At 63.1% G+C, this 23,974-nt stretch carries 27 protein-coding genes, 1 tRNA gene and 1 pseudogene; 28 read left to right on the forward strand and 1 reads right to left on the reverse strand.

Annotated features, from left to right (window positions below; translation table 11 throughout):
* Positions 1-64 precede the first annotated feature (64 nt).
* From ACOOE2_RS03590 to ACOOE2_RS03605, 4 genes and pseudogenes are all read left to right on the forward strand, one after another.
* Entirely contained in the window at positions 65-670 is a 606-nt protein-coding gene (locus ACOOE2_RS03590; protein WP_420381654.1) for a regulatory protein RecX, read from the forward strand.
* Positions 651-1,163 carry a DUF192 domain-containing protein gene (locus tag ACOOE2_RS03595; RefSeq protein WP_420381655.1) on the forward strand — a complete coding sequence of 171 codons (513 nt, stop codon included), beginning with the start codon at positions 651-653 and terminating at the stop codon, positions 1,161-1,163. The genes ACOOE2_RS03590 and ACOOE2_RS03595 overlap by 20 nt, the downstream gene beginning before the upstream one ends.
* Positions 1,164-1,219: 56 nt before the next feature.
* Entirely contained in the window at positions 1,220-1,636 is a 417-nt protein-coding gene (locus tag ACOOE2_RS03600; protein WP_420381656.1) for an NADH:ubiquinone oxidoreductase subunit NDUFA12, read from the forward strand.
* 61 nt (positions 1,637-1,697) lie between these two features.
* Positions 1,698-2,075, forward strand: a pseudogene (locus ACOOE2_RS03605) (DUF2155 domain-containing protein); the annotation flags it as partial.
* A gap of 35 nt (positions 2,076-2,110) precedes the next feature.
* Here ACOOE2_RS03605 and aat read toward each other — a convergent pair.
* Positions 2,111-2,917, reverse strand: coding sequence for a leucyl/phenylalanyl-tRNA--protein transferase (gene aat, locus ACOOE2_RS03610; RefSeq protein WP_420381657.1), 807 nt, complete (start codon positions 2,915-2,917; stop codon positions 2,111-2,113).
* 87 nt (positions 2,918-3,004) lie between these two features.
* Here aat and ACOOE2_RS03615 point away from each other — a divergent pair.
* The 24 genes from ACOOE2_RS03615 to ACOOE2_RS03730 all read left to right on the forward strand — a co-directional run bounded on the left by ACOOE2_RS03615 (position 3,005) and on the right by ACOOE2_RS03730 (position 23,971).
* A tRNA-Trp gene (locus tag ACOOE2_RS03615) sits at positions 3,005-3,080 on the forward strand.
* 248 nt (positions 3,081-3,328) lie between these two features.
* Positions 3,329-3,727 (forward strand): hypothetical protein, encoded by a 399-nt coding sequence (locus tag ACOOE2_RS03620; protein ID WP_420381658.1) that lies wholly within the window; start codon positions 3,329-3,331, stop codon positions 3,725-3,727.
* Between the two features lie 478 nt (positions 3,728-4,205).
* Entirely contained in the window at positions 4,206-4,961 is a 756-nt protein-coding gene (locus tag ACOOE2_RS03625; protein WP_420381659.1) for a hypothetical protein, read from the forward strand.
* Positions 4,961-5,194 carry a hypothetical protein gene (locus ACOOE2_RS03630; protein WP_420381660.1) on the forward strand — a complete coding sequence of 78 codons (234 nt, stop codon included), beginning with the start codon at positions 4,961-4,963 and terminating at the stop codon, positions 5,192-5,194. The genes ACOOE2_RS03625 and ACOOE2_RS03630 overlap by 1 nt, the downstream gene beginning before the upstream one ends.
* A 295-nt stretch (positions 5,195-5,489) precedes the next feature.
* Complete coding sequence (locus tag ACOOE2_RS03635) at positions 5,490-5,783, forward strand: hypothetical protein (protein WP_420381661.1); 294 nt, start codon at positions 5,490-5,492, stop codon at positions 5,781-5,783.
* The gene (locus tag ACOOE2_RS03640; RefSeq protein WP_420381662.1) at positions 5,783-6,184 is read left to right on the forward strand and encodes a hypothetical protein; all 402 of its coding nucleotides are present in this window, start codon (positions 5,783-5,785) and stop codon (positions 6,182-6,184) included. Before ACOOE2_RS03635 ends, ACOOE2_RS03640 begins: the two co-directional genes overlap by 1 nt.
* Positions 6,181-6,303 carry a hypothetical protein gene (locus ACOOE2_RS03645; RefSeq protein ID WP_420381663.1) on the forward strand — a complete coding sequence of 41 codons (123 nt, stop codon included), beginning with the start codon at positions 6,181-6,183 and terminating at the stop codon, positions 6,301-6,303. The genes ACOOE2_RS03640 and ACOOE2_RS03645 overlap by 4 nt, the downstream gene beginning before the upstream one ends.
* A gap of 129 nt (positions 6,304-6,432) precedes the next feature.
* Positions 6,433-6,882, forward strand: a complete 450-nt coding sequence (locus tag ACOOE2_RS03650; protein ID WP_420381664.1) for a hypothetical protein — start codon at positions 6,433-6,435, stop codon at positions 6,880-6,882.
* A 33-nt stretch (positions 6,883-6,915) separates the two neighbouring features.
* Positions 6,916-7,401: a hypothetical protein gene (locus tag ACOOE2_RS03655; protein WP_420381665.1), complete on the forward strand. Its 486-nt coding sequence runs from the start codon at positions 6,916-6,918 to the stop codon at positions 7,399-7,401.
* A 43-nt stretch (positions 7,402-7,444) separates the two neighbouring features.
* A complete protein-coding gene (locus tag ACOOE2_RS03660) occupies positions 7,445-7,693 on the forward strand; it encodes a hypothetical protein (RefSeq protein WP_420381666.1) in 249 nt (82 codons plus the stop codon).
* A 3-nt stretch (positions 7,694-7,696) separates the two neighbouring features.
* Positions 7,697-8,059: a hypothetical protein gene (locus ACOOE2_RS03665; protein WP_420381667.1), complete on the forward strand. Its 363-nt coding sequence runs from the start codon at positions 7,697-7,699 to the stop codon at positions 8,057-8,059.
* Between the two features lie 230 nt (positions 8,060-8,289).
* Entirely contained in the window at positions 8,290-9,804 is a 1,515-nt protein-coding gene (locus tag ACOOE2_RS03670; protein WP_420381668.1) for a DnaB-like helicase C-terminal domain-containing protein, read from the forward strand.
* A 124-nt stretch (positions 9,805-9,928) separates the two neighbouring features.
* The gene (locus ACOOE2_RS03675) at positions 9,929-12,145 is read left to right on the forward strand and encodes a DNA polymerase (protein ID WP_420381669.1); all 2,217 of its coding nucleotides are present in this window, start codon (positions 9,929-9,931) and stop codon (positions 12,143-12,145) included.
* Between the two features lie 340 nt (positions 12,146-12,485).
* On the forward strand, positions 12,486-13,289 hold the full coding sequence (locus ACOOE2_RS03680; protein ID WP_420381670.1) for a hypothetical protein: 804 nt from the start codon (positions 12,486-12,488) through the stop codon (positions 13,287-13,289).
* The gene (locus ACOOE2_RS03685; RefSeq protein WP_420381671.1) at positions 13,268-13,576 is read left to right on the forward strand and encodes a DUF3310 domain-containing protein; all 309 of its coding nucleotides are present in this window, start codon (positions 13,268-13,270) and stop codon (positions 13,574-13,576) included. The genes ACOOE2_RS03680 and ACOOE2_RS03685 overlap by 22 nt, the downstream gene beginning before the upstream one ends.
* Positions 13,564-13,836: a hypothetical protein gene (locus ACOOE2_RS03690; RefSeq protein ID WP_420381672.1), complete on the forward strand. Its 273-nt coding sequence runs from the start codon at positions 13,564-13,566 to the stop codon at positions 13,834-13,836. The genes ACOOE2_RS03685 and ACOOE2_RS03690 overlap by 13 nt, the downstream gene beginning before the upstream one ends.
* Positions 13,837-14,023: 187 nt before the next feature.
* Complete coding sequence (locus ACOOE2_RS03695; RefSeq protein ID WP_420381673.1) at positions 14,024-15,700, forward strand: portal protein; 1,677 nt, start codon at positions 14,024-14,026, stop codon at positions 15,698-15,700.
* A 279-nt stretch (positions 15,701-15,979) separates the two neighbouring features.
* Complete coding sequence (locus tag ACOOE2_RS03700) at positions 15,980-16,501, forward strand: hypothetical protein (protein WP_420381674.1); 522 nt, start codon at positions 15,980-15,982, stop codon at positions 16,499-16,501.
* Between the two features lie 65 nt (positions 16,502-16,566).
* Complete coding sequence (locus ACOOE2_RS03705; protein WP_420381675.1) at positions 16,567-17,514, forward strand: hypothetical protein; 948 nt, start codon at positions 16,567-16,569, stop codon at positions 17,512-17,514.
* An 86-nt stretch (positions 17,515-17,600) separates the two neighbouring features.
* Entirely contained in the window at positions 17,601-18,218 is a 618-nt protein-coding gene (locus ACOOE2_RS03710; protein WP_420381676.1) for a hypothetical protein, read from the forward strand.
* Positions 18,218-20,743, forward strand: a complete 2,526-nt coding sequence (locus ACOOE2_RS03715; RefSeq protein ID WP_420381677.1) for a hypothetical protein — start codon at positions 18,218-18,220, stop codon at positions 20,741-20,743. Before ACOOE2_RS03710 ends, ACOOE2_RS03715 begins: the two co-directional genes overlap by 1 nt.
* Positions 20,740-21,207 (forward strand): hypothetical protein, encoded by a 468-nt coding sequence (locus tag ACOOE2_RS03720; RefSeq protein WP_420381678.1) that lies wholly within the window; start codon positions 20,740-20,742, stop codon positions 21,205-21,207. The genes ACOOE2_RS03715 and ACOOE2_RS03720 overlap by 4 nt, the downstream gene beginning before the upstream one ends.
* A gap of 52 nt (positions 21,208-21,259) precedes the next feature.
* Positions 21,260-21,712 (forward strand): hypothetical protein, encoded by a 453-nt coding sequence (locus ACOOE2_RS03725; RefSeq protein ID WP_420381679.1) that lies wholly within the window; start codon positions 21,260-21,262, stop codon positions 21,710-21,712.
* A gap of 3 nt (positions 21,713-21,715) precedes the next feature.
* Complete coding sequence (locus ACOOE2_RS03730) at positions 21,716-23,971, forward strand: M23 family metallopeptidase (protein ID WP_420381680.1); 2,256 nt, start codon at positions 21,716-21,718, stop codon at positions 23,969-23,971.
* Positions 23,972-23,974 lie beyond the last annotated feature (3 nt).

Below are 23,974 nucleotides of genomic sequence, written 5' to 3' on the forward strand. Positions count from 1 at the left end.
CAAACACGTACATTGGGCCATGGTCCTTCTATATCCGGGAAAGTGGCACGAATAAGGCGCGGCGATGGACGACGATGAACACAAACGTGCCGGCCCCAAAAAATGGCAGCAAAAACAGCGTAAGGCGCCGCGGCCGCTCGACGCGCGCCAGATCGACGAGATGGCGCTGGGTTATGTCGCGCGGTTTGCGACGAGTGCTGGCCGGCTGACCGATTATCTGAAGCGCAAGATCCGCGAGCGCGGGTGGGATGGCGAGGCCCCGGCGGATCTGGCGGGCGTGGTCGAGCGGTTGGTTGCGCTGGGCTATATCGACGATGCCGGGTTTGCGCAGGCGCGAGGGGCAGGGCTGATGCGGCGGGGGTTTGGCGCGCGGCGGATTACCGAGACACTGGCACGCGACGGAATCGCGGCGCCGCTGATTGCGCAAGCCGGGGGCAGTGAGCTGGAACGGCGCACCGCCGCGCTGGAATTTGCGCGGCGCAAACGACTGGGGCCATTCGGGCGCGGTTCAGCGGACGGCGGTGATAGCCGGCTCGACCCCGCCACGCGCACGCGGCAGGTCGCCGCGATGATGCGCGCGGGCCACCCGCTTGCATCGGCGCGCGCGATGGTCGAAGCGGGATCTGGTACCGCGGCACAGGAATGGGTGGATGAAGCCGATGATTCGTAAATTTTCGACCGGGCTGACCGGGTTTCTCGCCGCCGGCGCGATGCTCGCCGGAATTGCCGCCTGCTCGCCGGTCGCGGCCAGCAACGCCGCCACGTCGGCCGCCAGCCCGTTGCACCCGATCTCGGGCCTGGCGATCATCCCGCTGACCATCGCCACCGCACACGGGGTGCACGCGTTCAAGGTCGAAGTCGCCGCGACCCCCGCCGAACAGGAACACGGGCTGATGTTCCGCACTAAAATGGGTGCCGACGAAGGCATGATCTTTCCCTATGCTCCGCCACAGCGCACCGCGTTCTGGATGAAAAACACCGTGATCGGGCTCGACATCATCTACATCGGCGCGGACCACAAAATTCTCAACATCGCGGCCAATGCCGTGCCCTATGACGAAACGCCGCTGCCGTCGGCGGGCGCGGTCTCGGGCGTGCTGGAATTGAACGCGGGCCGCGCGGCGCAATTGGGTATCGTGGCGGGCGACAAGGTGAGCTGGTAATAAGCCCGCACGACATCCTTGCCTCACCCCCTCATCAGAGGCTAAGCGCAGACCCCATGAGCATTCTCGGCACGATATTCACCTGGTGGAACGGCGCAACGATCGGCACGCGGCTGTTCAGCGCGCGCAACGGCGAACAGGTCGGCCATGATGCGCAGGGCAATGTCTATTTTCGCGGGCTGAAGCCCTATCCCATGGGTCATCCGTTTGCCGGGCGCGAACAGCGCTGGGTGATCTACAACGGCGCGAACGATGCCAGCCGCGTGCCGCCCGAATGGCACGGATGGCTGCACGGCAGCTTTGTCGGCGTGCCCGAGAGCAATCTGCCACCGGCGCGGGTGTGGGAAGTCGATTATACCCCCAACGCCACCGGCACGTCGGACGCCTATCTGCCGGCCGGCGCGCTGGCACGCGGCGGCCACCGCGCGCCCGCAACGGGCGATTACGAGCCCTGGTCGCCCGACCAGGCTTAAACATCCGATGAAACGCTCCGGTTCCGTATCGCGCATCGCCGTTGCCGCTTGCTGCGCGCCAATGCTGACTGTTGCGCTGCTTGCCGGGTGCAATCGCGCGACGGAAGCGCCGCCGCCGGCTGAAGCGACCGAGACCGCCGGCCCGTCGGCGCTAGCCAGCGGCGTCGATCAGAACAACTACGGCACCCCGGTAAAAGACCGCGTCGCCACGATCGGCCTGATCAACAAGCGCAACAACATCACGCAGGACGTGGTGCTGAAGCCGGGCGAATCGCGCCGCGTGGGCAATGTCATCATCAAGCTGGCGACATGCGAACGCACCGCCCCGTGGGAAGACCCGCAGGACACCGGCGCGTTCGTCCAGGTGTTTGTCGAGGAACGCGCGACCACGCAGAACCGTCTGGCCTGGAACAAGGTGTTTTCGGGCTGGCTGTTCAAGAACACGCCGTCGCTCAATGTCGTCGAGCACCCGGTCTATGATGTCTGGGTCAAGGACTGCGCGATGAAATTCCCGGGCGAGGAGGACGATCCCGCAGCCGCAGCCGCCGCAGCCAAGGCGGCAAAGCCCAAGGCCAGAAGCGAGCCCGCGCCGGCACCCGAGCCTGGCGCCGATACCGACGACACTCCGGCCGAAGCCGCACCGCCCCAGTAACGCGCGCGCGCATTCTGCGCAGACTCTTGCGTGGCGTGGCGCAACAGCTCCAGATACTCCGCCTGCGGCATTTCCACCGCACCCAGCGACACCAGATGCGGCGTGGTGAACTGGCAATCGAGCAATTCGCCGCCGCCGGCGCGCAAGGCGGCGACCAGCCAGGCCAGTGCGACTTTCGACGCGTCGGTCGCGCGCGAAAACATGCTCTCGCCGCAAAATGCCCGGTCGATGCCCACGCCGTACAATCCGCCGACCAGTCGCTCGATGCCATCTGCGCCGGTCTGCCACGTCTCGATCGAATGCGCCGCACCGCGTGCGTGCAATTCGCGATAACTGTCGCGGATGCGCATGCTGATCCAGCTTTCGGCCGCATCGGGACGCGGCGCCGCGCAATGATCGATCACCGCGTCGAACGCCGCATTGCACGTCACCCGAAACCGGTCGCGGCGCAAGGTTTTTGCCAGCGAATGCGACAGGTGAAAGCCATACAGCGGCAAAATTGCCCTCATCCGCGGTTCCACCCAATACACTTCGGGATCGTCACGGCTGTCGGCCATCGGAAAAATCCCGGCGCGATAGGCCCGGAGCAAAAGCTCGGGCGGGATGATCTGGGGTTCTTCGCGGGCCATGATGGATGGGTTGATGACTTCTCCGGTTGCATCCGTTTCGTCAACCCACTAAGGGCGCGTTCTTCCGGACGTGCAAACACCGGACGCAGGAGTGTAGCTCAGTTGGTAGAGCATCGGTCTCCAAAACCGAGGGCCATGGGTTCGAGTCCCCTCACTCCTGCCATATAAACCGCAGAGTTCCGCCATTTGTGAGGCAGGAGGGAGTGGCATCGGACGGCATCCCTAGGCGCTGATAGGCACCTCCCGGCGAATGTAGTCCCAGAATAATCCCAGACTGATCCCGAGTCGGATGCACCTTTTCCACCATTCTGGATTGACAGGGGTGGGAGGTGAGGTTACCTCGCAGGTGCAATAAGGGGTGGCGACCTCTGTTGCGCCTAGCGGGTCCCTCCAGTCCACGGAAGACCCCCGATGCCCAAGTACGATGTCACCAGTGTCACCAAAGCTCTAAACCTCATCAAGGCGGGGGAGTTGCCCCAAGCTGAGATTGCTCGCTTGTGTGACATGGGCGTATCGACCCTCCAGCGGCATGTGGTCGAATACATGAAGGGCAACCGCCCGGACATCGACGTGGGCGAGCTGTCTCCTCGCCGTGCAGTGTCCGCCCCTCGGATGAAGACCCCCGCAGCTCCCACCCCCGCAGAAGCCTCCTTCGACCGCATCCAGGCCGAGTACCGGGCGAAGCTCCAGGCAGGTCTCGTGGCGCACGAACAGGAATACTCCCAGGCAATCCGCCTCGCTGAGCGGGCCAAGGCGCAGGCTCTCCAGGTGCGGGAAGAGTTGGCTCGGCTGGAGGGTGGCGGTGAATAAGTGGGTCACCGTTGAGCAGCCCCGGAGGTATTCTCTGAGTGCCTGGCACATCTTTCTGGGCCTTGGAGCTTGGACATTCGGGATGTGGTTTGTCATTGGGTGGTGGTTGACGCCTGCGTGCCTCCCCTACTGAAATCATTGGGATAACCGCTGGTAGCTACCCTAGAAGCGAAGCATCGCTCTCGTAGCACTGAGTGGTCCCAGTTAAGGGCCACCCCGAGAGACCCTCCCAGACAGCCATCCCCTCCACCACACCCCCTAAACCAGCCCCATCCAGGAGCAACCCAGAGGATACCCTTAGGGGAGGGGGTTTGGGGGAGGGTGCTATAAGGCCTCACCTAGGCAATGGTTCCCTAGAGATACGGGGTCGCCAACAGAATGTGGTATTTATATCACATTTCCCTCTTGCCTTCAAAGAGGCCTCACCATATGATCTTCCTCAGGGCTCACATCAACAGCCCTCACCGAAGGAACCCATATGGCAACCCCAGCCAAAAGCTCAGCCGTCATCGTTGTGCGTGCTGCCAAGACCATTGCACTGCCGCCCTCACTTCTGGGCTTCCACGAGTTCGACAAGCCGGACGCATACGACCCGGACAAGCCCAAGTTCAAGGGCAACTTCCACTACACCCCACCAGCATTCCAGGCCTTGCATCCTTTGGTGAACACCGCTTGCATCGAAGGCCTCTACGCGAAGCTCAAGGCGGAGTTCCTGGAGGCCAACCCGAAGGGTAAGCTGAAGGAGCCCATGTCTGCGGACGAGTGGCTGGAGTCAAAGCTGAAGCCCGCGAAGGAGGATGCCAAGACCGACTGGCAGGCGCTCCCCTTCCTCCAGTTCGCCATGCCAGCCACCTGGAAGGACAAGTCCGGCGAAGTCCACATGAAGGAGGTGGCAGCCTGGGACGGCAAGAACCGCAAGCTCAACCTGAAGAAGCTCCGCATGAGCCGGGGATCGACGGTGCAGGCTATCGTGGCTCCCAGCCTGTTCTACAGCAAGGCCCTCGCCGGTCTCGTACAGCCCACCTTCAAGCTGGTCGGCGTGCGCGTGCTCAAGCTGGTCACCTGGTCGGGTTCGGGGGCGAGCGCTCCTGAGGCGGACGATGAGGAAATCCGCAACGTGCTCGGCGCGGATTACGAAGCGGACGACCTGAGCGCCTACATGGGCCAGGACGACGAGGACACCCCGGATGGTCCCCCTGTGGACGATGCGGGTGCGGTGGAGAAGATGTTCTGATGCGCCGCCTCTCCGCATGGCTCCTCAGCCTCTTTCACCGGGACGTGGCCTCCATCATGAGCTACTTCTACGTCCTGGTAGCACGCCTCGAAGCCCACGCAGGCAAGCTCTCTGCGGAGGCCAACGAGTTGCACCTCGAAGCGGAAGCTCTGGTCTCCCGCGCCAAGGCCCTGATGGAGGAGTCCGACAAGGCCCTCACCACCAAGGCCAAGATTGTCGAAACTTTATTGTGATCGGGGGTTGACGAGAACCCTCACCTCGACTATCTCCCAGATCGGCACGAAGGGGAAGGCTCCCTGAAGTGCCACCTATCCCGCTAGGGCTACAAACCGCATTGCCGCCCCGGAAGCTCTCCATGATATGGGAAGGGTCTCCGGGGCCGCTTTGCGTTTGGGGCCACTGCACGGCTAAATGAAACGGTAAAGCCTCACATCGTTCTATTACCGCTGGTAGCTACCCTAGACGGAGAGCATCGCCTCGGCTTGTGCTGAAGCCTCCGCCGCCTCTCATCTCCCATGAGGTAGCACCATGCCGAAAGCCACCAAGGCACTCTACGACCACGACCGACTGGTGAACGCAAGCCAGCGCACCGTATCCGAAGGTTGCGTCCGCATCTTTGATCGCATCCAGGGCTGGCCGAAGGAGAACCAAATCCTCTCGCTCGCCGCAGCATTCCTCCTGGCGTGCATGTCCGCTCGCATCCCGGCTCAGGATGCCTTCACCGCAACCAAGAACCTGATGGCCGACCCGCTCACCTCCTCGGGGATGGGCGCTCAGTTCCAGGCCATGAAGTTCCACCTGGACACGGAGGTGAATGCCTGATGCGTACCCCCGAGGAAACCATCACCATCCCTGTACGGATGCTCAATTCGTTCGGCCCGTGGGCGCTCGATGAGGCCCGCAGTTACGCGAAGCACACAGAACAACGCGCCAAGTACGAGGCTGAGGATCGCCTCCGGGATGGCACAGCTCCACTCCCCGAACGGATCAAAGCCGCGTGGGCTCGCTACGGCACGCGGGTGGACTGGAAGGGCTACGGCTGGGAAATCCACATCCCTATGCCCCTGCTCACCCAGCCCTGTGGCTACATGGATGAGGAACCGCCGAACGAAGACCTCAAGATGTCCACCTTCCTGTTCACCCGCGAAGTCACCCGCAACCCCGGCCTCACAGTTACCCGTGTGGTCTGCCAGGGTGTGACCGTTGAGGAGACCTACTCATGATCGTACTCCTGGTAGCCATCGCCGCTCTCCTCCTGTGGATGGCCTTCGACAACATCCCGCTGGACCCTCCCAGCCCCCAGCTCTGCTTCGACTTCGATTACGAGCACCTGCCCCGTTGAGGCGCGATCAGAGCCAAGCCGGGTCCGATTACCGGCGAGAGCATAATGCTCAGATGTGGCGGGAGCGGGAGCATATCCCCGTGATCGTCCCCAGGCATCCTCACCAGCGCGAACCTGAAGGTACACAAGATGGCCCGTCCCTCCTTTGGTGGTCCTAAGTTCAAGCACCTGCGGGCTGCGTATCGGTCGGGGCTGGAGGCTGCACTCGCTGCGGCCCTGGCCCTGGCCAACATCCCGGTCCTGTTCGAGACCCTCAAGGTGCCCTTCACGCAGCCCGAGAAGAAGCGCCACTACACGCCCGACTTCCTCCTCCCCAACGGCATCCTCATCGAGACCAAGGGGCTGTTCGCTGCGGAGGATCGCCAGAAGCACTTATGGGTGAGGGCTCAGCATCCCGACCTCGACATCCGCTTCGTGTTCTCGAACGCCAAGGCGAAGCTCAACAAGGGATCGCCCACTACCTACGCGGACTGGTGCGACAAACACGGCCTCAAATGGTCTCACAAAATAATCGACCCTACGTGGTTGACTGAGGCCTCATGTGAGGCTAGGTCTCGGGCAGTCGCTTCCCTCGGATAGTCCTGGGGAGCGCTCACCGGGAGCAACCCCTACATGACCGACACTACCGCACAGGCAGCCTCGCCCGCAGTGGATGACTTCTCCTCCATTGTCCTCACCATCGACCATCTCGCAGCGACACCCCACCCAGGCGGTCACCAAATCCACAAGTTCGTGTGCTCCACCCAGAGCCTCGTGGAGAGCGTGATCGGCCTGATCGACTACTACAAGCTGGATGGCTTGCTGCGGGTCGCCAGCACCCACGAGATGTTCGCCAAGTCGATGCACGGCGTGGGCCTCCCGGTCTTCATCCTCCACACTGCGGAGAACACCCAGGTGGTCAGCGATGCGGATGTCTGGGCCGTGCTGATGATGAAGGTGGGCGAGGGCTCGATGCTCAAGACCACGGAGCACATGATCGACATGGTAGGCAAGAGCCTGTCCGACCAGATCGCAATGCGCGGGCAGGCCGCTACGCTCAACCTCCTCATGTTCTCGAACGTGGACGAGGATGCACCCCTGGCCGAAGCCGCCGAATAACCTCTCCCCGGTGGAAGTCGGAGGAGACACCCAGGAGCACCCCATGCGTTACTCCAAGTTCTTCTCCGACCTCTACACCGGACCCGACCAGTCCACCTTTGCCCTGGGCCGCGTGTACTCCATCCCGGTCCTCCTGATGGGCCTCTTCGCAGCGGCCAAGGCCATCCAGACCACCACTCCGGTTCCCCTTGGGGACATCGCCCTGGAGCTTGCTGGGGTGGCTGGAGCGGTAGCCGCAATGGTCCGTGTCACCAATGGCATCGACGTCCCCACCTCCACCGAAAGGCCCTGAGCCATGCGCTATTGCGCCCAGTGCAAACTCCCCGAAGACCTGATGGACACCTGCGGTCGCTCCGCATTCGGTCCCGAATTTCAATGCCCCGTGGTGACCGAGGTGGCCGATGATGCTGTGGTGCGCGTGGCGTGCATCCCCTGCGGCAAGGCCTTCGTGGTTTCCGCTTCGGAGACGATGAAGGGCACCGGCAATCGCTTGACCACCTGCCAGCTCGGCCAGTGTGCAGCCAAGTTCGTCTTCCCAGATGCCCCCGCAGCGCCCCCCAAGAAAGGCAAGGCTTCAGTTCCTCCTCCGCTGACCCCCGATCCTGTGTCCGATCCGAACCCCCCTGCGGATACGGCCCCGGAAGCCCCGGTCGCGTGATGGAGAGGGAGGACTCCGAGCCGGTTGGGCACAAAGGCACTTGTCCGTGCGATGACCCCTCGGAGTCCTTCCAGATGTACGGAGATGGGCACGGCTACTGTTTCGCAGGTGGCTGCCCATTCCCCCACTGGTCCGCCCAGAAGCTCATCAAGTGTGGCTTCTCAGATGGCCTCGGCACGGACGGCTACGAAGCTGTCACCCACAACCCCTCCAGACCACGAAGGCCCCAGATGGCATCCGAAGACCTCGCTATTCTGGACCATGGCGAAATCCTCGCCCTGTCCCGCTGGAACATCACCCAGGCCACGGCCCGTCACTGGGACTACCGCGTGCGCGTAAACCCCAAAGGCGAGGGCGAGCACCTGGCCACAGTCCGGGATGAGCACGGGTCGATAGTCGGGGCGCACGTCCGCAATGTGGGCAAGGATGGCGAGGACAAACAGTTCCGCTGGCTGGGGGATGACAAGGCCGTGGGCCTCTACGGGCTCCACCTGATGGGCAATGGGGGCAAGATGATTGTGGTGTGCGAGGGGGCGAAGGATACGCTCACCGCCTCCCAGCTCTGGGCCAACAAGTTTCCCGTGGTCGGGATCATCCACGGCGTGCAGACCGCGAAGAAGAACATTGCGCGCTACCTCGACCGGCTCTCCAAGTTCGACAAGGTGGTCTTCGCCTTTGACATGGATGAGCCTGGGCGGACAGCGTGCGTGGACTGTGCAAAGCTCCTGCCTGCGGGAAAGGCCTTCATCGCCACGCTCCCCTACAAAGACATCAACGAGATGCACATGGCGGGACAGGATGCGGCGCTGATCGCAGCCCTCCACAATGCAGCCCCCTACCGCCCCGATGGGATCACAACCCTAGCGGACCTGGCCGGGGAGATGCTGTCCCCCACGGTCACCGGGCGCGCCTACCCCTTCCGGTTCCTCACGGACTGGACCTATGGACGGCGGGATGGGGAGGTGCTGGTGTTGGCCGCTGGTACTGGGGTGGGCAAGTCTGACCTTTCCGTCCAGATCGCAGCGCACAATATCGAGACCCAGGAGCGGGGAGGAAACTTCCTGCCCACGGCGATATTCAACTATGAGGCAGGCCCCCAGGTCACCGGCAAGCAGGTGGCAGGGAAGCTCATCCAGCGCCGCCTCCACATCCCCGACCCCGAGGACATCTACTGGAGCGAGGCCGAGCTGCGGGAAGCTGTGCGCTACGCCACGACCGAATGCGCCAAGCTGTTCATCAACGACCACCAGGGGGCGACCGACTGGGGGAGCGTGAAGGAGCGCATCCGCTTCCTCGCCCACACCGAGGGCATCAAGGACGCATTCGTGGACCCCATGGCAGCCCTCGTGGCCACCGAGGAGGACGAACGCAAGGCCCTGGACCGCCTGATGGCCGAGGCCAAGATGCTTGCGGAGGAGCTTAAGATCGGCCTGTGGTTCAACACCCACGTTACCCGGCCCAGCGAAGGCAAGTCCCACGAGGAAGGTGGCCGGGTTACCCTCAAGCACCTGCGGGGGTCGAACGCCATTGGCATGTGGGCGAGCTACGTGTTTGCCTTGGAGCGGGATCAGCAGGGGGACGAGGACGCAAGGTCGCTCACCACCCTGCGCTGCCTCAAGGATCGCTTCACGGGAGACTCTACGGGCAAGACCCAGGTGCTCCGCTACAACACCCTGACCGGGATGCTGGAGGTGGCCGTGTCGATGCTGGATGAGGAAGCGGACCTGGAGGCACCCCCACTGTGAGGAAGTTCTGGGCATGTGGCGATGGCACCATACTCACCCATGATCGACACGGGCAAATCCTCACCGTCACGATGACTGAGCTTATTAGCCTGGCCGTCATGGACCACAAAAGCAGGCGTTGGGTATGACCACCACAGCCATCTACGACATCGAGTCCAATGGGCTCCTCACCGAGAAGCGCGAACGGGACGGCTCAGTCTGCCCCCCGATGGATCGGGTCCACACGGTCACCATTATCTTGCAGCGCCCTGGCGAGGATGAGCGGCGCATCTCAGCGTGCAACCAACCCGGCTACGAGCGGTTCACCTCAGGGCGTGGCTGGGAGCGGATGCCTATCGTGGACGCCCTCCAAATCCTGGAGCTGGCTGATGTCCGAGTAGCCCACAACGGGCAGGACTTCGATGAGCGCGCCATCCCCTTGATCTACCCTTGGTTCAAACCCAAGCCCGGCTCCATGCTGTTCGACACGCTCCTCCTCTCCCGCGTGCTCTACCCAGACATCCACCGCACCGGCCCCAACCCTCACAAGCTGATGGGGTTCGAGAAGCGCCAACACTCGCTGTCCGCCTGGGGCAAACGCCTGGGTGAGCACAAGGGCGAGTACAAGGGTGGCTGGGCTGCGTGGTCCGAGGAGATGCAGTCTTATGGTGAGCAGGACACGGTGGTCCTCGCCAAGCTGTTCAAGTGGCTCATGGCCCAGAAGCCAGACCCTCGCTCAGTGGCCGTGGAGCATGACTTCGCTGCGGTGATACGAAGGCAAGAGACCCGAGGGTTCGCCTTCAACCACACTAAAGCCCTCAACCTCCTTGCGGCGCTCCAAACCCGAGAGACCTATCTCGAAGCGCAGCTCATAGAGGCGTTCGGGGAGTGGTGGGCGTATGGCAAGGCAGCTAACTCGGGTGCGGGGAAGCCCGAGAAGGACAACGATGACGATGACCTGGCGGATGACCCTGAGGAGCAGGAGAAGCGCAGGCTCGCTTGGCTGGCCCGCAAGGACTGGGGTGATGTGATAATCCCCACGAAGACCCGCCGCGTGAAGCTCCCCGAGTTTCCCAATGTGACGCTCCCCAGGTTCTCCGCCACCACGGGCAAACCCCTGAAGGACTACGTGGGGCCACCCTTGCGGGAGATTACCGCAGGCTCCGCCTACACCCCGGTCAAGCGCATCCAGTTCAACCCTGGGAGCCGCGCCCATGTGCGCCAACGCCTGATCGTCAAGTACGGTTGGGAGCCCAGCAAGTTCACCAAGGGCGGGAAGGACACCCCTCCACAGCCGGTGGTCGATGACGATGTGCTCAGCGCATTGCCGTACCCCGAGGCCAAGCTCCTGGCAGAATACTACCTGGTCCTCAAGCGGATCGGGATGCTCTCTGCGGGCAAGAAGGCGTGGCTCAAGGTGTGCCGGGAGACCGAGCAACCCAATGGCCAGAAGACCTACCGCATCCACGGGAGGGTCAACACCTGTGGGGCTGGCACTGGCCGATGCACCCACTCCGACCCCAACCTTGCCCAGGTGCCGAAGAACACAGCGGGCACCAAACAGTACCCCGATGCACCGATGCTCCATGGTTCCGCCTGTCGTGACCTGTTCGAGGCAGCCGCTCCGTATGAGCTGGTAGGGTTCGACGGATCGAGCCTGGAGCTGTGTATGCTCGCCCACTACACCTCAGCGTGGGACAAGGGTGAGTACGCAACGGTGGTGAGTGAGGGCGACAAGTCCAAGGGCACTGACCCTCACTCCTGGCTGCGAGACCTCGTAGGAACGAATTTGTTGGGGGCTGGTGATTTAGGGCGTGACAATGCCAAGACCACCATGTATGCGTTCGTTTATGGAGCAGGGAACGAGAAGCTCGGCTCCATCGTATTGCCTCACGGAACCCTCTCTGAGAAGAGGGAAGTGGGGGCCGAAGTGAAGGCTAAGGTCATGGGGGCGTTTACCGCCATGGGCAAACTTCAGCAAGCTATCGAACAGGCCGTAGAGGCCACAGGCAGATTGACCGGACTAGACGGTCGCATCCTACGAGTGAGGAAACCTCACGCAGCCCTTAACACCCTCCTCCAGTCCGCTGGTGCAGTGGTGATGAAAAAGAGCTTGATCCTGTTAGACGCCTCCGTGCAGGCGCATGGACTCCGATGCGGAACCGACTACGAATTTGTTGTCAATGTCCACGACGAAGCGCAAGCAGAAGTCCTCCCAGAACATGTGCCGCTGTATAGCCGCTTAGCACTCGCCTGCGTACCCAATGCAGGCACAGCCCTCCGGGTCAAATGTCCGCTTAAAGCTGAAGTGGCTCCTTCACCGGACCACCGCCCAGCGCGCTCATGGATGCAAACCCACTAGGCTCACTAGGGGTTCAACACTCCACGTAGTCACCCTCAAGTACCCGAGAGTGACCAACCACCAATGGCATCCCATGAAGACCCACGCCCAGCCGAACGGTTGGAGCGAGAGAGGGCGCTTGTCCATATGCTTCACCGCCTGTGGACCTACGCCCTGACCACCAAAGCTAACGAGGTGCGAGAGTACGCCGATGAGGTTGCTGAGGCAGCTTCGCGGGGGTTCATCACCACGTCCATCGTCCCCCGAGGAGCCATCTTTGGGAGGCTCTGGAAGCTCACCCCCGAAGGCCTCGTATTCCTGTTCGACCACGCCACCGATGTGGCCAGCGAGGAGTCTCGTTATGCAGAAACCCATTGCGCCTAAGCGTATTGCCCTGATCGACGCCGATGGCATCCTCTACGCAGCAGCCCTCAAGGGCGAGACTACCTGTGATGGGGAGCAGCTCCAGCTCCTTGATGCCGACCATGTGTACCGCGACTGTCTCGACCGCATCGAAAAGCTCGTGGATGCCGTGGATGCGGACGATGCCTTCATCATCCTCAGTGATCGCCGCAACTTCCGGTACGCGATCTTTCCCGAATACAAGTCGAACCGGAAGGATGGTCCCCGGCCTCTGATGCTCGATGAGCTGAGGCGGATGATTAACGAGGAGGCTCCGTACAAGGTCTGGCTGATCGAAGGCCTGGAGGCCGACGATGTGTGCGGGATCGCAGCGGGCACGCTGATGAAGGCCGGGAGGGAGACTGTCATCTGTTCCCCCGACAAGGACCTCTTGCAAATCCCAGGGAAGGTCTACGGGCCGCGCCTCAACACCCCGACCGCAGGCAAGCTCCAGGTGGTCGATGTAACCGAGGAGGAGGGCGATGACTTCCACATGAAGCAGACCCTCATGGGTGATGCGGTGGACGGCTACAAGGGCTGCCCAGGGATTGGCCCGGTGAAGGCTCGCAAGCTGTTGGCCCAGTGGAAGGAGGATGGTCTCACGCCTGCCCAGCGGTGGGAAGAAATAGTGAAACTTTATGAGGCCTCAGGGTTGACAGCAAGTGAGGCCTTGGTACAAGCACGGGTGTCTCGCATCCTCCGGGTCTCTGACTGGGACCCCATCAAGAAGGAACCGATCCTTTGGGAACCCCCATCTCACTGAGTACAGGAACGGCGGGGGAGGGCGCAAGCCTTCCTCCACTGCCCCACGTCACGGACTCCCAGCGCTTGGGTTATGATGCGGTCCACCTCCCGGAGCACTACTCCAGGTTCCCCATCGAACCCATCCACTTCATAGCCGAGAACCAGTTCCCCTTCATCGAGGGCTCCATCATCAAGTACGTGGCGCGCTGGCGCTACAAGAATGGAGTGGAGGACCTCCGCAAGGCGAAGCGTTTCCTGGAGATGCTCATTGCCCGTGAAGAGGGCAACACGGAATGGAGCAAGTGATGCGGCCTCACGAGCGGAGAGCCCAGGCGGGTCGCGTGGTGGACGCAACCGAAGACCCCTTCGGCAAGATCACCCCTCCAACCTTCGACACCCTGGAGGCCCTCCAAAAGGCGTTCCCGGTCACGCTCCCCGATGCCAGCGGCCTGGGCTCTCCAGCAGGGGCAGGAGAGTACACACTCAGCATGGTCCAGCGAATGCTCGGCCAGCAGGATGTCATCCAGTTCCTCACCAATCTCACCACCCAAGCACGCGGAGAATAACCATGGGATGCCTCCCTTCAACGCCCACCCTCAATCCACCCGCAGCCACGCCCCCTCCAGCCGCCCAAGGCGCTGATGCCCTCGCAGTAGGCCCCGCAGGCGCAGCGAACGCACCGAACGCGACCGGGGCAGTCGGACGCTTGGCCCTCCGCGTGGGTGCTGCGCCGAGCACGGGGGCTTAATCGCAATGGCATCCGAACCCGCATACGACCCCACCGAGGACGAGAGTACCGCAGCAAGTGCTTATGGCCGTATGCGGGCGGATCGTGACCCGTTCCTCCAACGCGCTCGCCGGATGTCCGAAGTCACCATCCCCTACCTGTTCCGCCCCGAGGGTGAAGCTGGGTCATCCGATGAGCTGGTCCCCTGGAACACCCTCGGAGCCTTCCTGGTATTCACCAACATGGGACCCAAACTCACGGATGCTCTGTTCCCCGCAGGCATCCCCCCGATGCTCCTCAGCCAGTCCGCCAAGACCAGGGCTGCCATGCGGGCCATCCCCGATCCTGACCAGCGGGAAACACTCTCAACGCAGATCGACGCGGGCCTGGTCCAGGTGGGCAAGGACTTCGCGGAGTGCATGGATGAGGATGGTGACCGGGGCTACCACAGCATCGCCGCCCTGAAGCTCCTCGTGGGGGGCAACCATGGCTTTCAGTTCTACCAGGACGGCACCATGCGGGGGATTAGCCTGGACCGCTTCTGCGTGCAGCGCGACCCCTCAGGTTCCCTGATCGAGTTCGCCATCGAAGACCCCCTATCGTTCCATACTCTCCCGGATGACATCCGCGCGATGGTGGAGGAGAAGGGCTACGTGGCCGCAGAGGCTCGCCCCAAGAACGTCATCTGCGTGTATACCTGGGGACGCCTCAGGGCCGGTATGTGGTACATCTCTCAGGAGGTGTTCGGAGCCAAGGTCCCAGGGAGCGAACGGGTGCTCCTGCCCGATGCGCTGGACTACCTGTTCGTCCCTTTCATCCTCCTGGATGGGGAAGACTACGGGCGCTCCTACGTGGAGATGTACGAGGGGGATTTGCAGTCGGTGGAGGGTGGAACCCAGACCATCACCGAAGGCTCCGCAGCCATCGCCCGCTTCATCCAGTTTGTCCACCCAGGCGGGCTCACCTCGAAGAAGGCCGTGGAGCAGGCAGCCAACGGAGCAGTCCTCACGGGCCGGGCCGAGGATGTCACCACGCTCATCACGAACAAGGCGGCTGACTTTCAGAGCCAACAGTACGTCATCAACTCCGCATCCGACCGCCTCAACAAGGCCTTCCTGGTCGGCTCCCGGAGGCAGGGCGAGAGGGTGACCGCAGAGGAGATACGGGCAGACATCCAAGACCTGCAATCCCAGCTCGGCTCCATCTATTCCCAGCTCGTGGTCTCCTACCAGGCCCCCTATGCCCGCCTCAAACTGGCCGCTCTCCAGCGCACCAAGCGGGTCCAGCCTTTGCCCAAGGGGGCGGTCAAGATGACGATCCTTGGGGGTCTCGCAGCCCTGGGCCGCTCCGCGATGCTCAACGCGCTGGACTCCCTCTTGCAGGGCACCGAACAGCTCTTCGGCCCCGAGGCAGTCTCCCAGGCTCTCGGCCCCAAGTCCATCCGCACCTACTTCAACCGCAGGGCAGCAGCTCTCGGGGTGAGCACGGACGGCCTTATCCCCACGGAGCAGGAAGCCGAGGCCGCAGCTCAGCAGCAGCAGCAGCAGGCCCTCACTCAGCAGGTAGCACCCGAGGCGGTGAAGCAGCTCGGAAACAACTTGACGAGCACTCAGGTGGCGGATACCAATGCCTCGGCAAAGGTTGCCACCTCACCAGTCGCAGCTCAGGGCGATCCCTCACAACAAGACCCCTCACAGCAGTAACCCCAGGAGACTATCCAGATGGCATCGACCCCTCCCGCAGATGGCGCACCCCTCGCAGTTCCTCCGGCTTCCGGCATGGAGACCCTGGCAGGTGGCACCCAGCGGTACACTCCGCCCACGCAGCAGACTGGTGCGGAAGCTCCCGCAGCCCCAACCGCTCCCACGCTCCCCGAAGGTTACGCCGACTGGGCAGCATACGGACAGGCTGTGGCGGAGGGCAAGGTTACTCCCCCGGCTGCGGCTACCACGGAGGAACCTGCGAAGGCCCCAGACGGCCCCGTGATCCCACCCGAAGTGGCTGCCAAGTTCGAGCCGTTCAATGCGGAGTTCACCGAGACCGGCACCCTGAGCGCGGAGAGCGTGACCAAGGCTGCGGCTGACTTCGGGGTCACCGAGGATATGGTCCGCCAGTATCTCGCAGGGGCTACAGCGGAGGGAGCTTCCTCGGCTGCCCCGTTCCTGGAGCAAGCTGGTGGGGCCGAAGGCTACGCTGAGTTCCAGGCGTGGTCGGCGCAGGGGATGACCAAGGCCGAACAGGACTCGCTCAATGCGGCCTACAAGGCAGGCAACCCCGCAGCGGCCCTCGCTCTCCAGCAGAAGTTTGTGGACCAGTGGAAGGCCGAGGGTAATGGCCCCGCACCCCGCGACCTCACCGCCCAGAACCGCAGCCCATCCTCCTCGGAGAACCAGGGCTACGCCTCCCTTGCCGAACAGAAGCGCGACCAGGCGGACCCCCGCTACAAGTCCGATGAGGCCTTCCGCAACAAGGTCATCAACCGGATCGACAAGTCCACCTTCTAACACCCCATCCTGGGTAGCACTCAGGTAACTCCGCCCTCTGGGGCTCTCAATGAAAGGTGCCTCTAATGGCTAACGCCACTCCCTCACGGCTCGGTCAATTCAACGCAGCCGGTGACGTCCAAGCTCTCTTCCTCAAGGTCTTCTCCGGCGAAATCCTCACCGCATTCGACCGCGTATCCGTGTTCCGTCCCCGTTCGACCGTGCGTGTCATCCCCTCGGGCAAGTCCGCTCAGTTCCCCGTCACCGGCCTCGCGCAGGCAGCCTACCATGTTCCCGGCACCGAAATCACCGGCCAGACGATCCGCGCGGGTGAACGCATTATCACCATCGACGACTTGCTCCTGGCACCGGCCTTCATCTCGAACATTGACGAAGCGATGAACCACTACGATGTCCGGTCGATCTACTCGGATGACATCGGACAGGCACTCGCCAAGACCTACGACCAGAATGTCGCACGGGTCGGCCTCTTGAACGCACGCGGTACGAACATCCTGGATGACTTGCAGCCGGGTGCTGTGGCCATCGACGCGGGATATGCCACGGATGGCACGAAGCTGTGGCAGGCGGTGTTCAACGCGGGCATCACCCTGGACACGAAGGACATCCCCTCGCAGGACCGCTCGGCCTTCTTCCGTCCGGTGCAATACGCTCTGATCGTCCAGTCGGGCAACCCCATCAACCGCGACCTCAACGGTTGGACACGGGACAACGGCTCGATCGCCCAGGGCAATGTCGATATGGTCAACAGCATCGAGATCGTCAAAACGAACAATCTGCCTGGTGCCGACGACACGAACAATCTGGACATCCCAGCCAGTCGGCGTGCCAACTACTCGAACACCTACGGCCTCATCCAGCACAAGTCGGCAGTCGGCACCGTGCAGCTCCAGGATGTGACCATGGAAAGCGCCTACGACATCCGCCGCCAAGGTACGCTGATGGTCGGCAAGTACCTGGTCGGCCATGGCAGCCTTCGCCCAGAGTCGGGTGTGGAGCTGCGTATCGCCTGATATCCCGCCTGGGAGTCCATGGCCGTCATCTCCGGGGAGACGTAAAACCCCCGGTCCCCATAAAAAATCCATGAGGAGACCATCCCGTGAGCACTCTCACGCTACCCCCCTCTGTGTCCAATCGCTTGGATGCTGTGAACGTGCTCCTCCAGGCCATCGGGGAAAGTCCGGTCAATTCGATCGACACCTCAGAAGCCGTGGATGTGTCCGCCGCCTCGCAGTGTCTCGATGAGTTTGACCGCGCGGTGCAGATGCGGGGGTGGTGGTGGAACAAGGAAATCGACCTCACCCTCACGCCCTCCAGTGATGGGACGATCCCGCTCCCGACCAACTGTCTGTCAATCGTCAAGGCCTACCCTTCGGGGGACGCTGCCTTGATCGTGGAGCGGGGCCGTCAACTCTACGACATGACCAACCACACCTACATCTTTGCCCTCCCGGTCCAGGTGGACATGGTGCTGAGGCTGGATTGGGAAGAGATGCCCGAGGTCATGCGCCGGTACATCACCATCTGGGCTGCACAGCAGTACCAGGGCCGCATCCAGACGAGCCAAGGGGTTGGGCAAATTCTCGACTCTGCGGTGGATGAAGCGCGGGCCGAGTGTGGGCACAAGGAGGATGAGGTCCAGGAGTCCAACTCGATCACCGGCAACGCATCCGTAGCGTTTCGTCTCAACGGGCGGCTTCGTCGGAGGCAAAACTGATGGGCGAGGTTTCGAGCTACATCCCAGCTCCCTACGGTGGCGTCTCCCAGGCCCCGCCCCTAGCGCGCCAGCCTGAACAGGCCGAGAGCCTTATCGACTGTATGACGGCCATCCCCCAAGGCTCCACCAAGCGCCCCCCGTGGATGCTCCAGGCGGTCCTCCAGGGCCACCCCGGCCAGACCAGTGGGCTGTTCGAGAGGATCGCCGCGAGGACTGGGGATGTGATGCTCACGGCCACGAACGAGGGTGGGGTGGTTGTGCCCCGAGTGTACGACATGGCGGGCTTCCCCAAGGCGTACAGCTCTGCGGGCCTAGCCCCCGAAGCGCTCACCATCCAGGCCGGAGCCCAGGCCTACCTCAACTCCGGCAACCCCAACCCCGTAATCGACCTCACCATCCTCACCGTGGAGGATTACACCTTCATCGTGAACCGGAAGGTGACGGTGGACATTCTGCGCACAGGCGGCGTGCCCCAGGTCAACCCCCTGCGATCCCCCGAGGCGATGCTGTGGGTGCGGCTGTCCTCGTATGGCCGAACCTACGCGGTCACCGTAACCCCCGCAGGCGGAACCCCCGTTACTGCCAGCCTGACCACGCCCACAGGCGCGAACACAGTGGACACCAACTGGGTGGATGCTGACACAATCGCCAAGGCCCTGGTCACAGGATCGTACACAGCCGTGGATGGTGCCACGATCACCGGCAACCTCAACGCCCTCAGCAGCCAAGGCTTTACGGTATCTGTGGTGGGGGGCGTTATCTCCCTCGTGCGCTCCTCAGGTGGGGACTTCACGGTCACCGCTACGGATGGCCAGGGTGGGCTCGCTCTCCAGGCAATCAAGACCGCAGTGCAGACCTTCTCGGACTTGCCCATCAAGGCTCCCGTGGGGTTCACCGTCAAGATTGCCCAGCAGTCCTCCACCTCGGATGACGACTTCTATGTCCAGTACCAGCAGACCGCAGGCCCGGACACGGGGATATGGCAGGAGGTGTTGGCTCCAGGAGCACAGCTTGGCCTCGACCCTGCGACCATGCCCGTGGGCCTCATCGAGACAGCCGGAACGTGGTCCCTCCAGGTCCTCCCGTGGAAGCCGCGCCAGACAGGCACCGAGGTCATCGCCCCCGATCCCGACTTTGTGGGGCAGACCCTTGCGGACCTGACCTTCTTCAAGGGCCGGTTAGCGGTGGTATCTGGGGAAGGCACTACCCTGTCCTCCGATGAAGACCTGTTCCGGCTCTACCCCAAGACCCTCTCCACGCAGGTGGACAGCGACCCGGTAGCCTTCATCAATCCCTACCCCAGCCGATCAACCCAGCGCTACGCGGTGCCCTTCGATAGCCGCCTGGTGGTGTTCTCGGATATTGTCCAACTGGCCATCTCCGCCTCCGGCCCCCTCTCAGCCAAGACCGGGGAGGTGGACATCCTCACCACCTACGAGTTTGCCAAGAACGCAAGGCCCCAGGCCTCCAACGGCAAGATATACTTCGTGGCTCCGCATGGGGACAACTACTCCACGATCTACGAGATAGCCACGGACAAGATATACGGGACGACATCTGCGGATGACCTGAGCGAGAGCTTGCCCCGTTACATTCCCGCAGGCATCGACCGTGTGGCTAACTGTCCGGTCAACTACACGATTGTCTATGGGAGGAGTGGGGATAGCACAGTCGTGCCTCACCTGTTCCGCTACAGGGACAAGCAGCGGGTCCAGAATGCGTTCGGCACCTGGAACCTGCCCACGGGGTACACGCTTGGGGGCCAGTGGTTCGTCAACACCCGGCTCTATGCCCTGGTCTGCCAAGGGTCGCAGGCTGCGGTGGTGATGACTGACCTGGCCCCCGACCTCCGAGACCCGGACCCATCCTCGCTCACCCTGACGTACCTGGACCTGAGGTGTTCGGAGACACAGGTGGTGGTGGCCTACGAGCACGCTACAGCGCGCACACGGGTAACCCTGCCCTGCCCAGTCACCTCGGGGACGAAGGCCGTGGTGCGGGCTCCTGGGGGAGTAGGGGGCTTCAGCGTAAACGGTGGCCCCCTGCCCACGGCCCCTGAGGGTTTCCTCGTGCCCCTCGCTGCGGACCAGTCGGGGACGGCCAACGCCAACCAGCTCTTCCTCGCAGGGGATTGGTCCGCTTGCGCTCTCTTCCTCGGCCAGACCTACACGGCCCGCCACGGCCTCACCCGCTTCTACGCACTCGCCCAGGACGGAACCCCATTGCGATCCGGGAGGCTGTCCCTTCGGAGGCTATCCATCGACTTGGCCAAGACCGGCTACTTGCGGGTGGAGGTGACACCCAGGGGCCGACCCATCCGCACCTACACCTTCTCGGGCTACCGCTACGATGACCCGGACAGTGGCTACGATGAGCCGCCTAACAGCGATGCTGTCTTCGATGTCCCACTCCTGGGCCAGAACGACCAGACCTACATCGAGTTCATCAACGATAGCCACCAGGGCCACCAGGTTCTTGGCTTCGAGTGGCGCGGTGAGTTCAACCCCAAGGCGCGCAGGCTATGAGGCCCATCTGGATAGCGCCCCTGGCCAAGCACCACTGCCAGCTCCTCGCCCCCTTAGTGTGTGAAGCGGATCGCCTCGACTTGATCGCCCATGGATCGGACGCGGGGGCAGCCCTGGCAACCGCTCTCCAGGTGCCCGGTGGGGCGTGGGCTGCGGGATACCACGATGGACCTCTGTGGGGCGCGTTTGGGTGGACCGAGGAGGGGAGTATCTGGTCGATGTGGCGAGAGCTGACCCGAGGTGAGCAGAAGCGCCTTCTCAAACTGACACCCGAGGTAGTCCGCGCTCTCGCGGAGGATGCGGGGAGGCCTCTCGGGAATGTCGTTTGGGAGGGCAACTCCCGAGTTATCTCATGGCTCAAGGCCTCAAAGTGCTTCACCTTCCTTGACAACCCCTTCATGTTCGAGGATAGGCCTTACATGCCGTTCTTTGTGAAGCCTCTGGGAGACCTCCTCAATGTGTGACCCAGTAACCATCGCAGTCGCCACCGCAGCCCTCGCAGTGGGTGGCACAGTCATGCAGACCATTGGCCAGAATGAAGCGGCCTCCAATGCGCGCACAGCCGCCAACCTCAACTACGCCCAGACCGCAGGCATCACCCAGCAGAAAGCCGGACAGCTCGACCAGGAGAAGTCCCAGACGGCTGAGGACACCGCGATCACCACAGCCAAGAGCCAAGGCGAGATTGCCAACTCAGCGGCCAACCAAGGCTTGGGTGCGCCCACGATCGCCAGCTCGCTCAATGCAGCCATGTTCGGGATCGGGAGACAGCAGGGGGTGGCGGACACCAACGATTTGAACGCCCGCGCACAACTCGCCCAGGAAATAGAAGGGGCGCAAGTCACCCGCAACTCCGCCATCGCAGGAGCCCCGAAGGCTTCGATCCTGGGGGTTGGTATCGGGCTCGGCTCGGATGTCCTCAAGGGTATCTCTGCGGGCCAAAGCGCATCCAGAGCAGGAGGGTCTTAACCCATGGCCGTTTCCACCGATCCTCTCCAGCGCCAATCCATTGCGGTCCAGGCGCGCGACACTGGAGACCGCTTCCAGGCTCCCCAGACGAACACCGCCTTGCAGCTCGCAGGGGCGCTCAAGGAGGCCCAGCCTGCCTTGGCCGGAACCCTTCAGGGTATCGCAGACAAGGAAGCCCTGAAGCAACGGGAGCTGGCCCACCGGGACGCGCTGATGACCCAGGGGCAAGTCCTGGCGGATGCGGTGAGGGACGGCAAGATCAGTGCCACCCAGAACCCGTGGTACATGGAGGCCTACGCCAAGGAGGGAGCTGCAATCCGCTCCCAGACTGCCCTCTCCGCGCTCCAGACGGACAGCACCACTTGGGCCGAACAGAACGACCCCGCAGCCTTTGCCCAGAAGTGGCGGGATGGGGTGGCGAATATCGCCAAGGACTACACCGACAAGGACTCCATCGCGGGGTTCGCTCCGGTCGAAGCTCAGTTCACCCAGCAAGCCCTCCAGGGGAATGTCGCCCAGAACCAACACCGGATCATCACCGAGCGGGGGCAGAACAATAGCGCTCTCGCAGCGGATGCCCTGGCGACCACGGCCAAGCAGAATGGCGGGGTCCTCACTCCCCAGCAAGGCATCGACGCGATGGCCCCCGCGCACAACCTCTTCATTGGCACAGGTGGGACGGAGCAGGAGTGGCACACCATGTCCACCCAGGCGATTATCTCCGCAGCGTCCTCCACCCGCAACCCCGGCCTGATCGACCTCACCAAGTCCATCGGCCTGGATGGGAAGCCTGTGCTGGATGCTCCGGTGGGATCGGGCGCGGCAATGGACCCTCCACCAGTCGCACCTTCAGCTCGCCCCCAGCTTGCCACCGCAGCTCTACCCCCCGCGCACGCCCTGCCAGTCCAAGGAGGGGTGACCGTTCCAGGGGGCCAGTTCGGGGCGCACCGCCCAGGGGAAACCCACCACGGCCTGGACCTGGCCGTCCCGCTGGGAACCACCGTGGTCTCTCCCGGCACGGGCACCGTAACGGAGGTAGGTAATTCCGGCCCCAACGGTAACTTCGTGCGGGTGGATCATGGGGATGGGGTGGTCTCATCCTACCTCCACCTCCAGAGCCAAGCCGTCAAGGTGGGCGACCAGGTGACCCCCGGCCAGCAGCTCGGGCTTAGCGGCAACACCGGCCACTCCACAGGGCCACACCTTCACTGGCAGACCACGGTGAACGGCACCCCGGTCAATCCCCAGTCGGTGGCCTTCCCGCAGGGCAACGCCCCACAGCCCAATGCCCCCCAGGACCCAGCGGCTCAGGTCACCACAGACCTCAACGCGCCTCCCGCAGACGCCCAAGCTCCGGCTCCAGTGATCGCCCGAGGACCATCCCTCTACGACATCTCAGGGCAGGCCGAGGCAGTGAGCACCGCGCGCTACCGTATCCAGCAAGCCCAGGAGTTTGACATCACGGAACGCTCACGGGCTCAGCACGCCCAACTCCAGGTGGCGGGGCAGAAGGGGTTGAGTGACCTCTACACGGCCCACGGCAACAGCCTCCTCCTGGGCAACTACGACACCGTGGCGCTCACCAAGGAGCTGACCGCCAAGGGCTACAAGCCCCAGGAGATTGGGGCCACGCTGGCAGCTCTCCACGAGGACACCTCAGCCGCAGTCGGGGTGATGAACAACCGGATCGCCCTCAATGGAGCTGACCCTGTGCGAGCTAAGCGGGTGCTGGACTTGGCAGGGGAGGGAGAGGCCAATGGCTACACCCCGGCATACGACCAGAAGGTGGGCCAAGCGGTGCTCAATGGGGACATCTCTGCATCGGAGGGCATCGGCTTTGTAACGCGCTCCCGGACTTACTCCAGGCAGATGGCCGCAGAGGCCCGCGCCAATGCCCGCCAAGACAAGCTCATCGCCAATTCGGACCCCACCCACGTCCACAGCTACGCCCAGCTCAAGCAGCAGTCCTCCTATCTGGCAGGCCTGGCAGCCTCCAACTACGCGGCGATCGCGGGGAGGCCCATTGGGGACTTCGAGCGGAAGCGGGTGGAGAAGCAGATCACGGACACCGCTGGGGCCTACCTCGCAGCCCACCCAGGGGAATACGATGGGGCGGTAGCCGCCGCTCGCGAGATTGTTGCCGCACACACCCAGCGGGTCATGGCTCAGCACGGTCACGCGGGGTTCACCGCAGCCGGTCCCGCCCCGGCCACCATCGCAACTCCCGCGAAACCGTCCTCTCCAGATGCAGGGTTCTAACCC

This window comes from Novosphingobium sp. (assembly GCF_965214355.1).
Taxonomy (GTDB): domain Bacteria; phylum Pseudomonadota; class Alphaproteobacteria; order Sphingomonadales; family Sphingomonadaceae; genus Novosphingobium.

Bases quoted from the DNA above. Each gene is read 5' to 3' on its own strand.
- ACOOE2_RS03705 (WP_420381675.1), top strand. From the start codon at position 16,567: ATGGCTAACGCCACTCCCTCACGGCTCGGTCAATTCAACGCAGCCGGT.
- ACOOE2_RS03680 (WP_420381670.1), top strand. From the start codon at position 12,486: ATGCAGAAACCCATTGCGCCTAAGCGTATTGCCCTGATCGACGCCGAT.
- ACOOE2_RS03645 (WP_420381663.1), top strand. From the start codon at position 6,181: ATGATCGTACTCCTGGTAGCCATCGCCGCTCTCCTCCTGTGGATGGCC.
- ACOOE2_RS03730 (WP_420381680.1), top strand. From the start codon at position 21,716: ATGGCCGTTTCCACCGATCCTCTCCAGCGCCAATCCATTGCGGTCCAG.
- ACOOE2_RS03590 (WP_420381654.1), top strand. From the start codon at position 65: ATGGACGACGATGAACACAAACGTGCCGGCCCCAAAAAATGGCAGCAA.
- ACOOE2_RS03665 (WP_420381667.1), top strand. From the start codon at position 7,697: ATGCGCTATTGCGCCCAGTGCAAACTCCCCGAAGACCTGATGGACACC.
- ACOOE2_RS03660 (WP_420381666.1), top strand. From the start codon at position 7,445: ATGCGTTACTCCAAGTTCTTCTCCGACCTCTACACCGGACCCGACCAG.
- ACOOE2_RS03725 (WP_420381679.1), top strand. From the start codon at position 21,260: ATGCAGACCATTGGCCAGAATGAAGCGGCCTCCAATGCGCGCACAGCC.
- ACOOE2_RS03640 (WP_420381662.1), top strand. From the start codon at position 5,783: ATGCGTACCCCCGAGGAAACCATCACCATCCCTGTACGGATGCTCAAT.
- ACOOE2_RS03600 (WP_420381656.1), top strand. From the start codon at position 1,220: ATGAGCATTCTCGGCACGATATTCACCTGGTGGAACGGCGCAACGATC.
- ACOOE2_RS03595 (WP_420381655.1), top strand. From the start codon at position 651: ATGAAGCCGATGATTCGTAAATTTTCGACCGGGCTGACCGGGTTTCTC.
- ACOOE2_RS03695 (WP_420381673.1), top strand. From the start codon at position 14,024: ATGGCATCCGAACCCGCATACGACCCCACCGAGGACGAGAGTACCGCA.
- ACOOE2_RS03690 (WP_420381672.1), top strand. From the start codon at position 13,564: ATGGAGCAAGTGATGCGGCCTCACGAGCGGAGAGCCCAGGCGGGTCGC.
- aat (WP_420381657.1), bottom strand. From the start codon at position 2,917: ATGGCCCGCGAAGAACCCCAGATCATCCCGCCCGAGCTTTTGCTCCGG.
- ACOOE2_RS03650 (WP_420381664.1), top strand. From the start codon at position 6,433: ATGGCCCGTCCCTCCTTTGGTGGTCCTAAGTTCAAGCACCTGCGGGCT.
- ACOOE2_RS03630 (WP_420381660.1), top strand. From the start codon at position 4,961: ATGCGCCGCCTCTCCGCATGGCTCCTCAGCCTCTTTCACCGGGACGTG.
- ACOOE2_RS03625 (WP_420381659.1), top strand. From the start codon at position 4,206: ATGGCAACCCCAGCCAAAAGCTCAGCCGTCATCGTTGTGCGTGCTGCC.
- ACOOE2_RS03670 (WP_420381668.1), top strand. From the start codon at position 8,290: ATGGCATCCGAAGACCTCGCTATTCTGGACCATGGCGAAATCCTCGCC.
- ACOOE2_RS03655 (WP_420381665.1), top strand. From the start codon at position 6,916: ATGACCGACACTACCGCACAGGCAGCCTCGCCCGCAGTGGATGACTTC.
- ACOOE2_RS03635 (WP_420381661.1), top strand. From the start codon at position 5,490: ATGCCGAAAGCCACCAAGGCACTCTACGACCACGACCGACTGGTGAAC.
- ACOOE2_RS03675 (WP_420381669.1), top strand. From the start codon at position 9,929: ATGACCACCACAGCCATCTACGACATCGAGTCCAATGGGCTCCTCACC.
- ACOOE2_RS03620 (WP_420381658.1), top strand. From the start codon at position 3,329: ATGCCCAAGTACGATGTCACCAGTGTCACCAAAGCTCTAAACCTCATC.
- ACOOE2_RS03715 (WP_420381677.1), top strand. From the start codon at position 18,218: ATGGGCGAGGTTTCGAGCTACATCCCAGCTCCCTACGGTGGCGTCTCC.
- ACOOE2_RS03720 (WP_420381678.1), top strand. From the start codon at position 20,740: ATGAGGCCCATCTGGATAGCGCCCCTGGCCAAGCACCACTGCCAGCTC.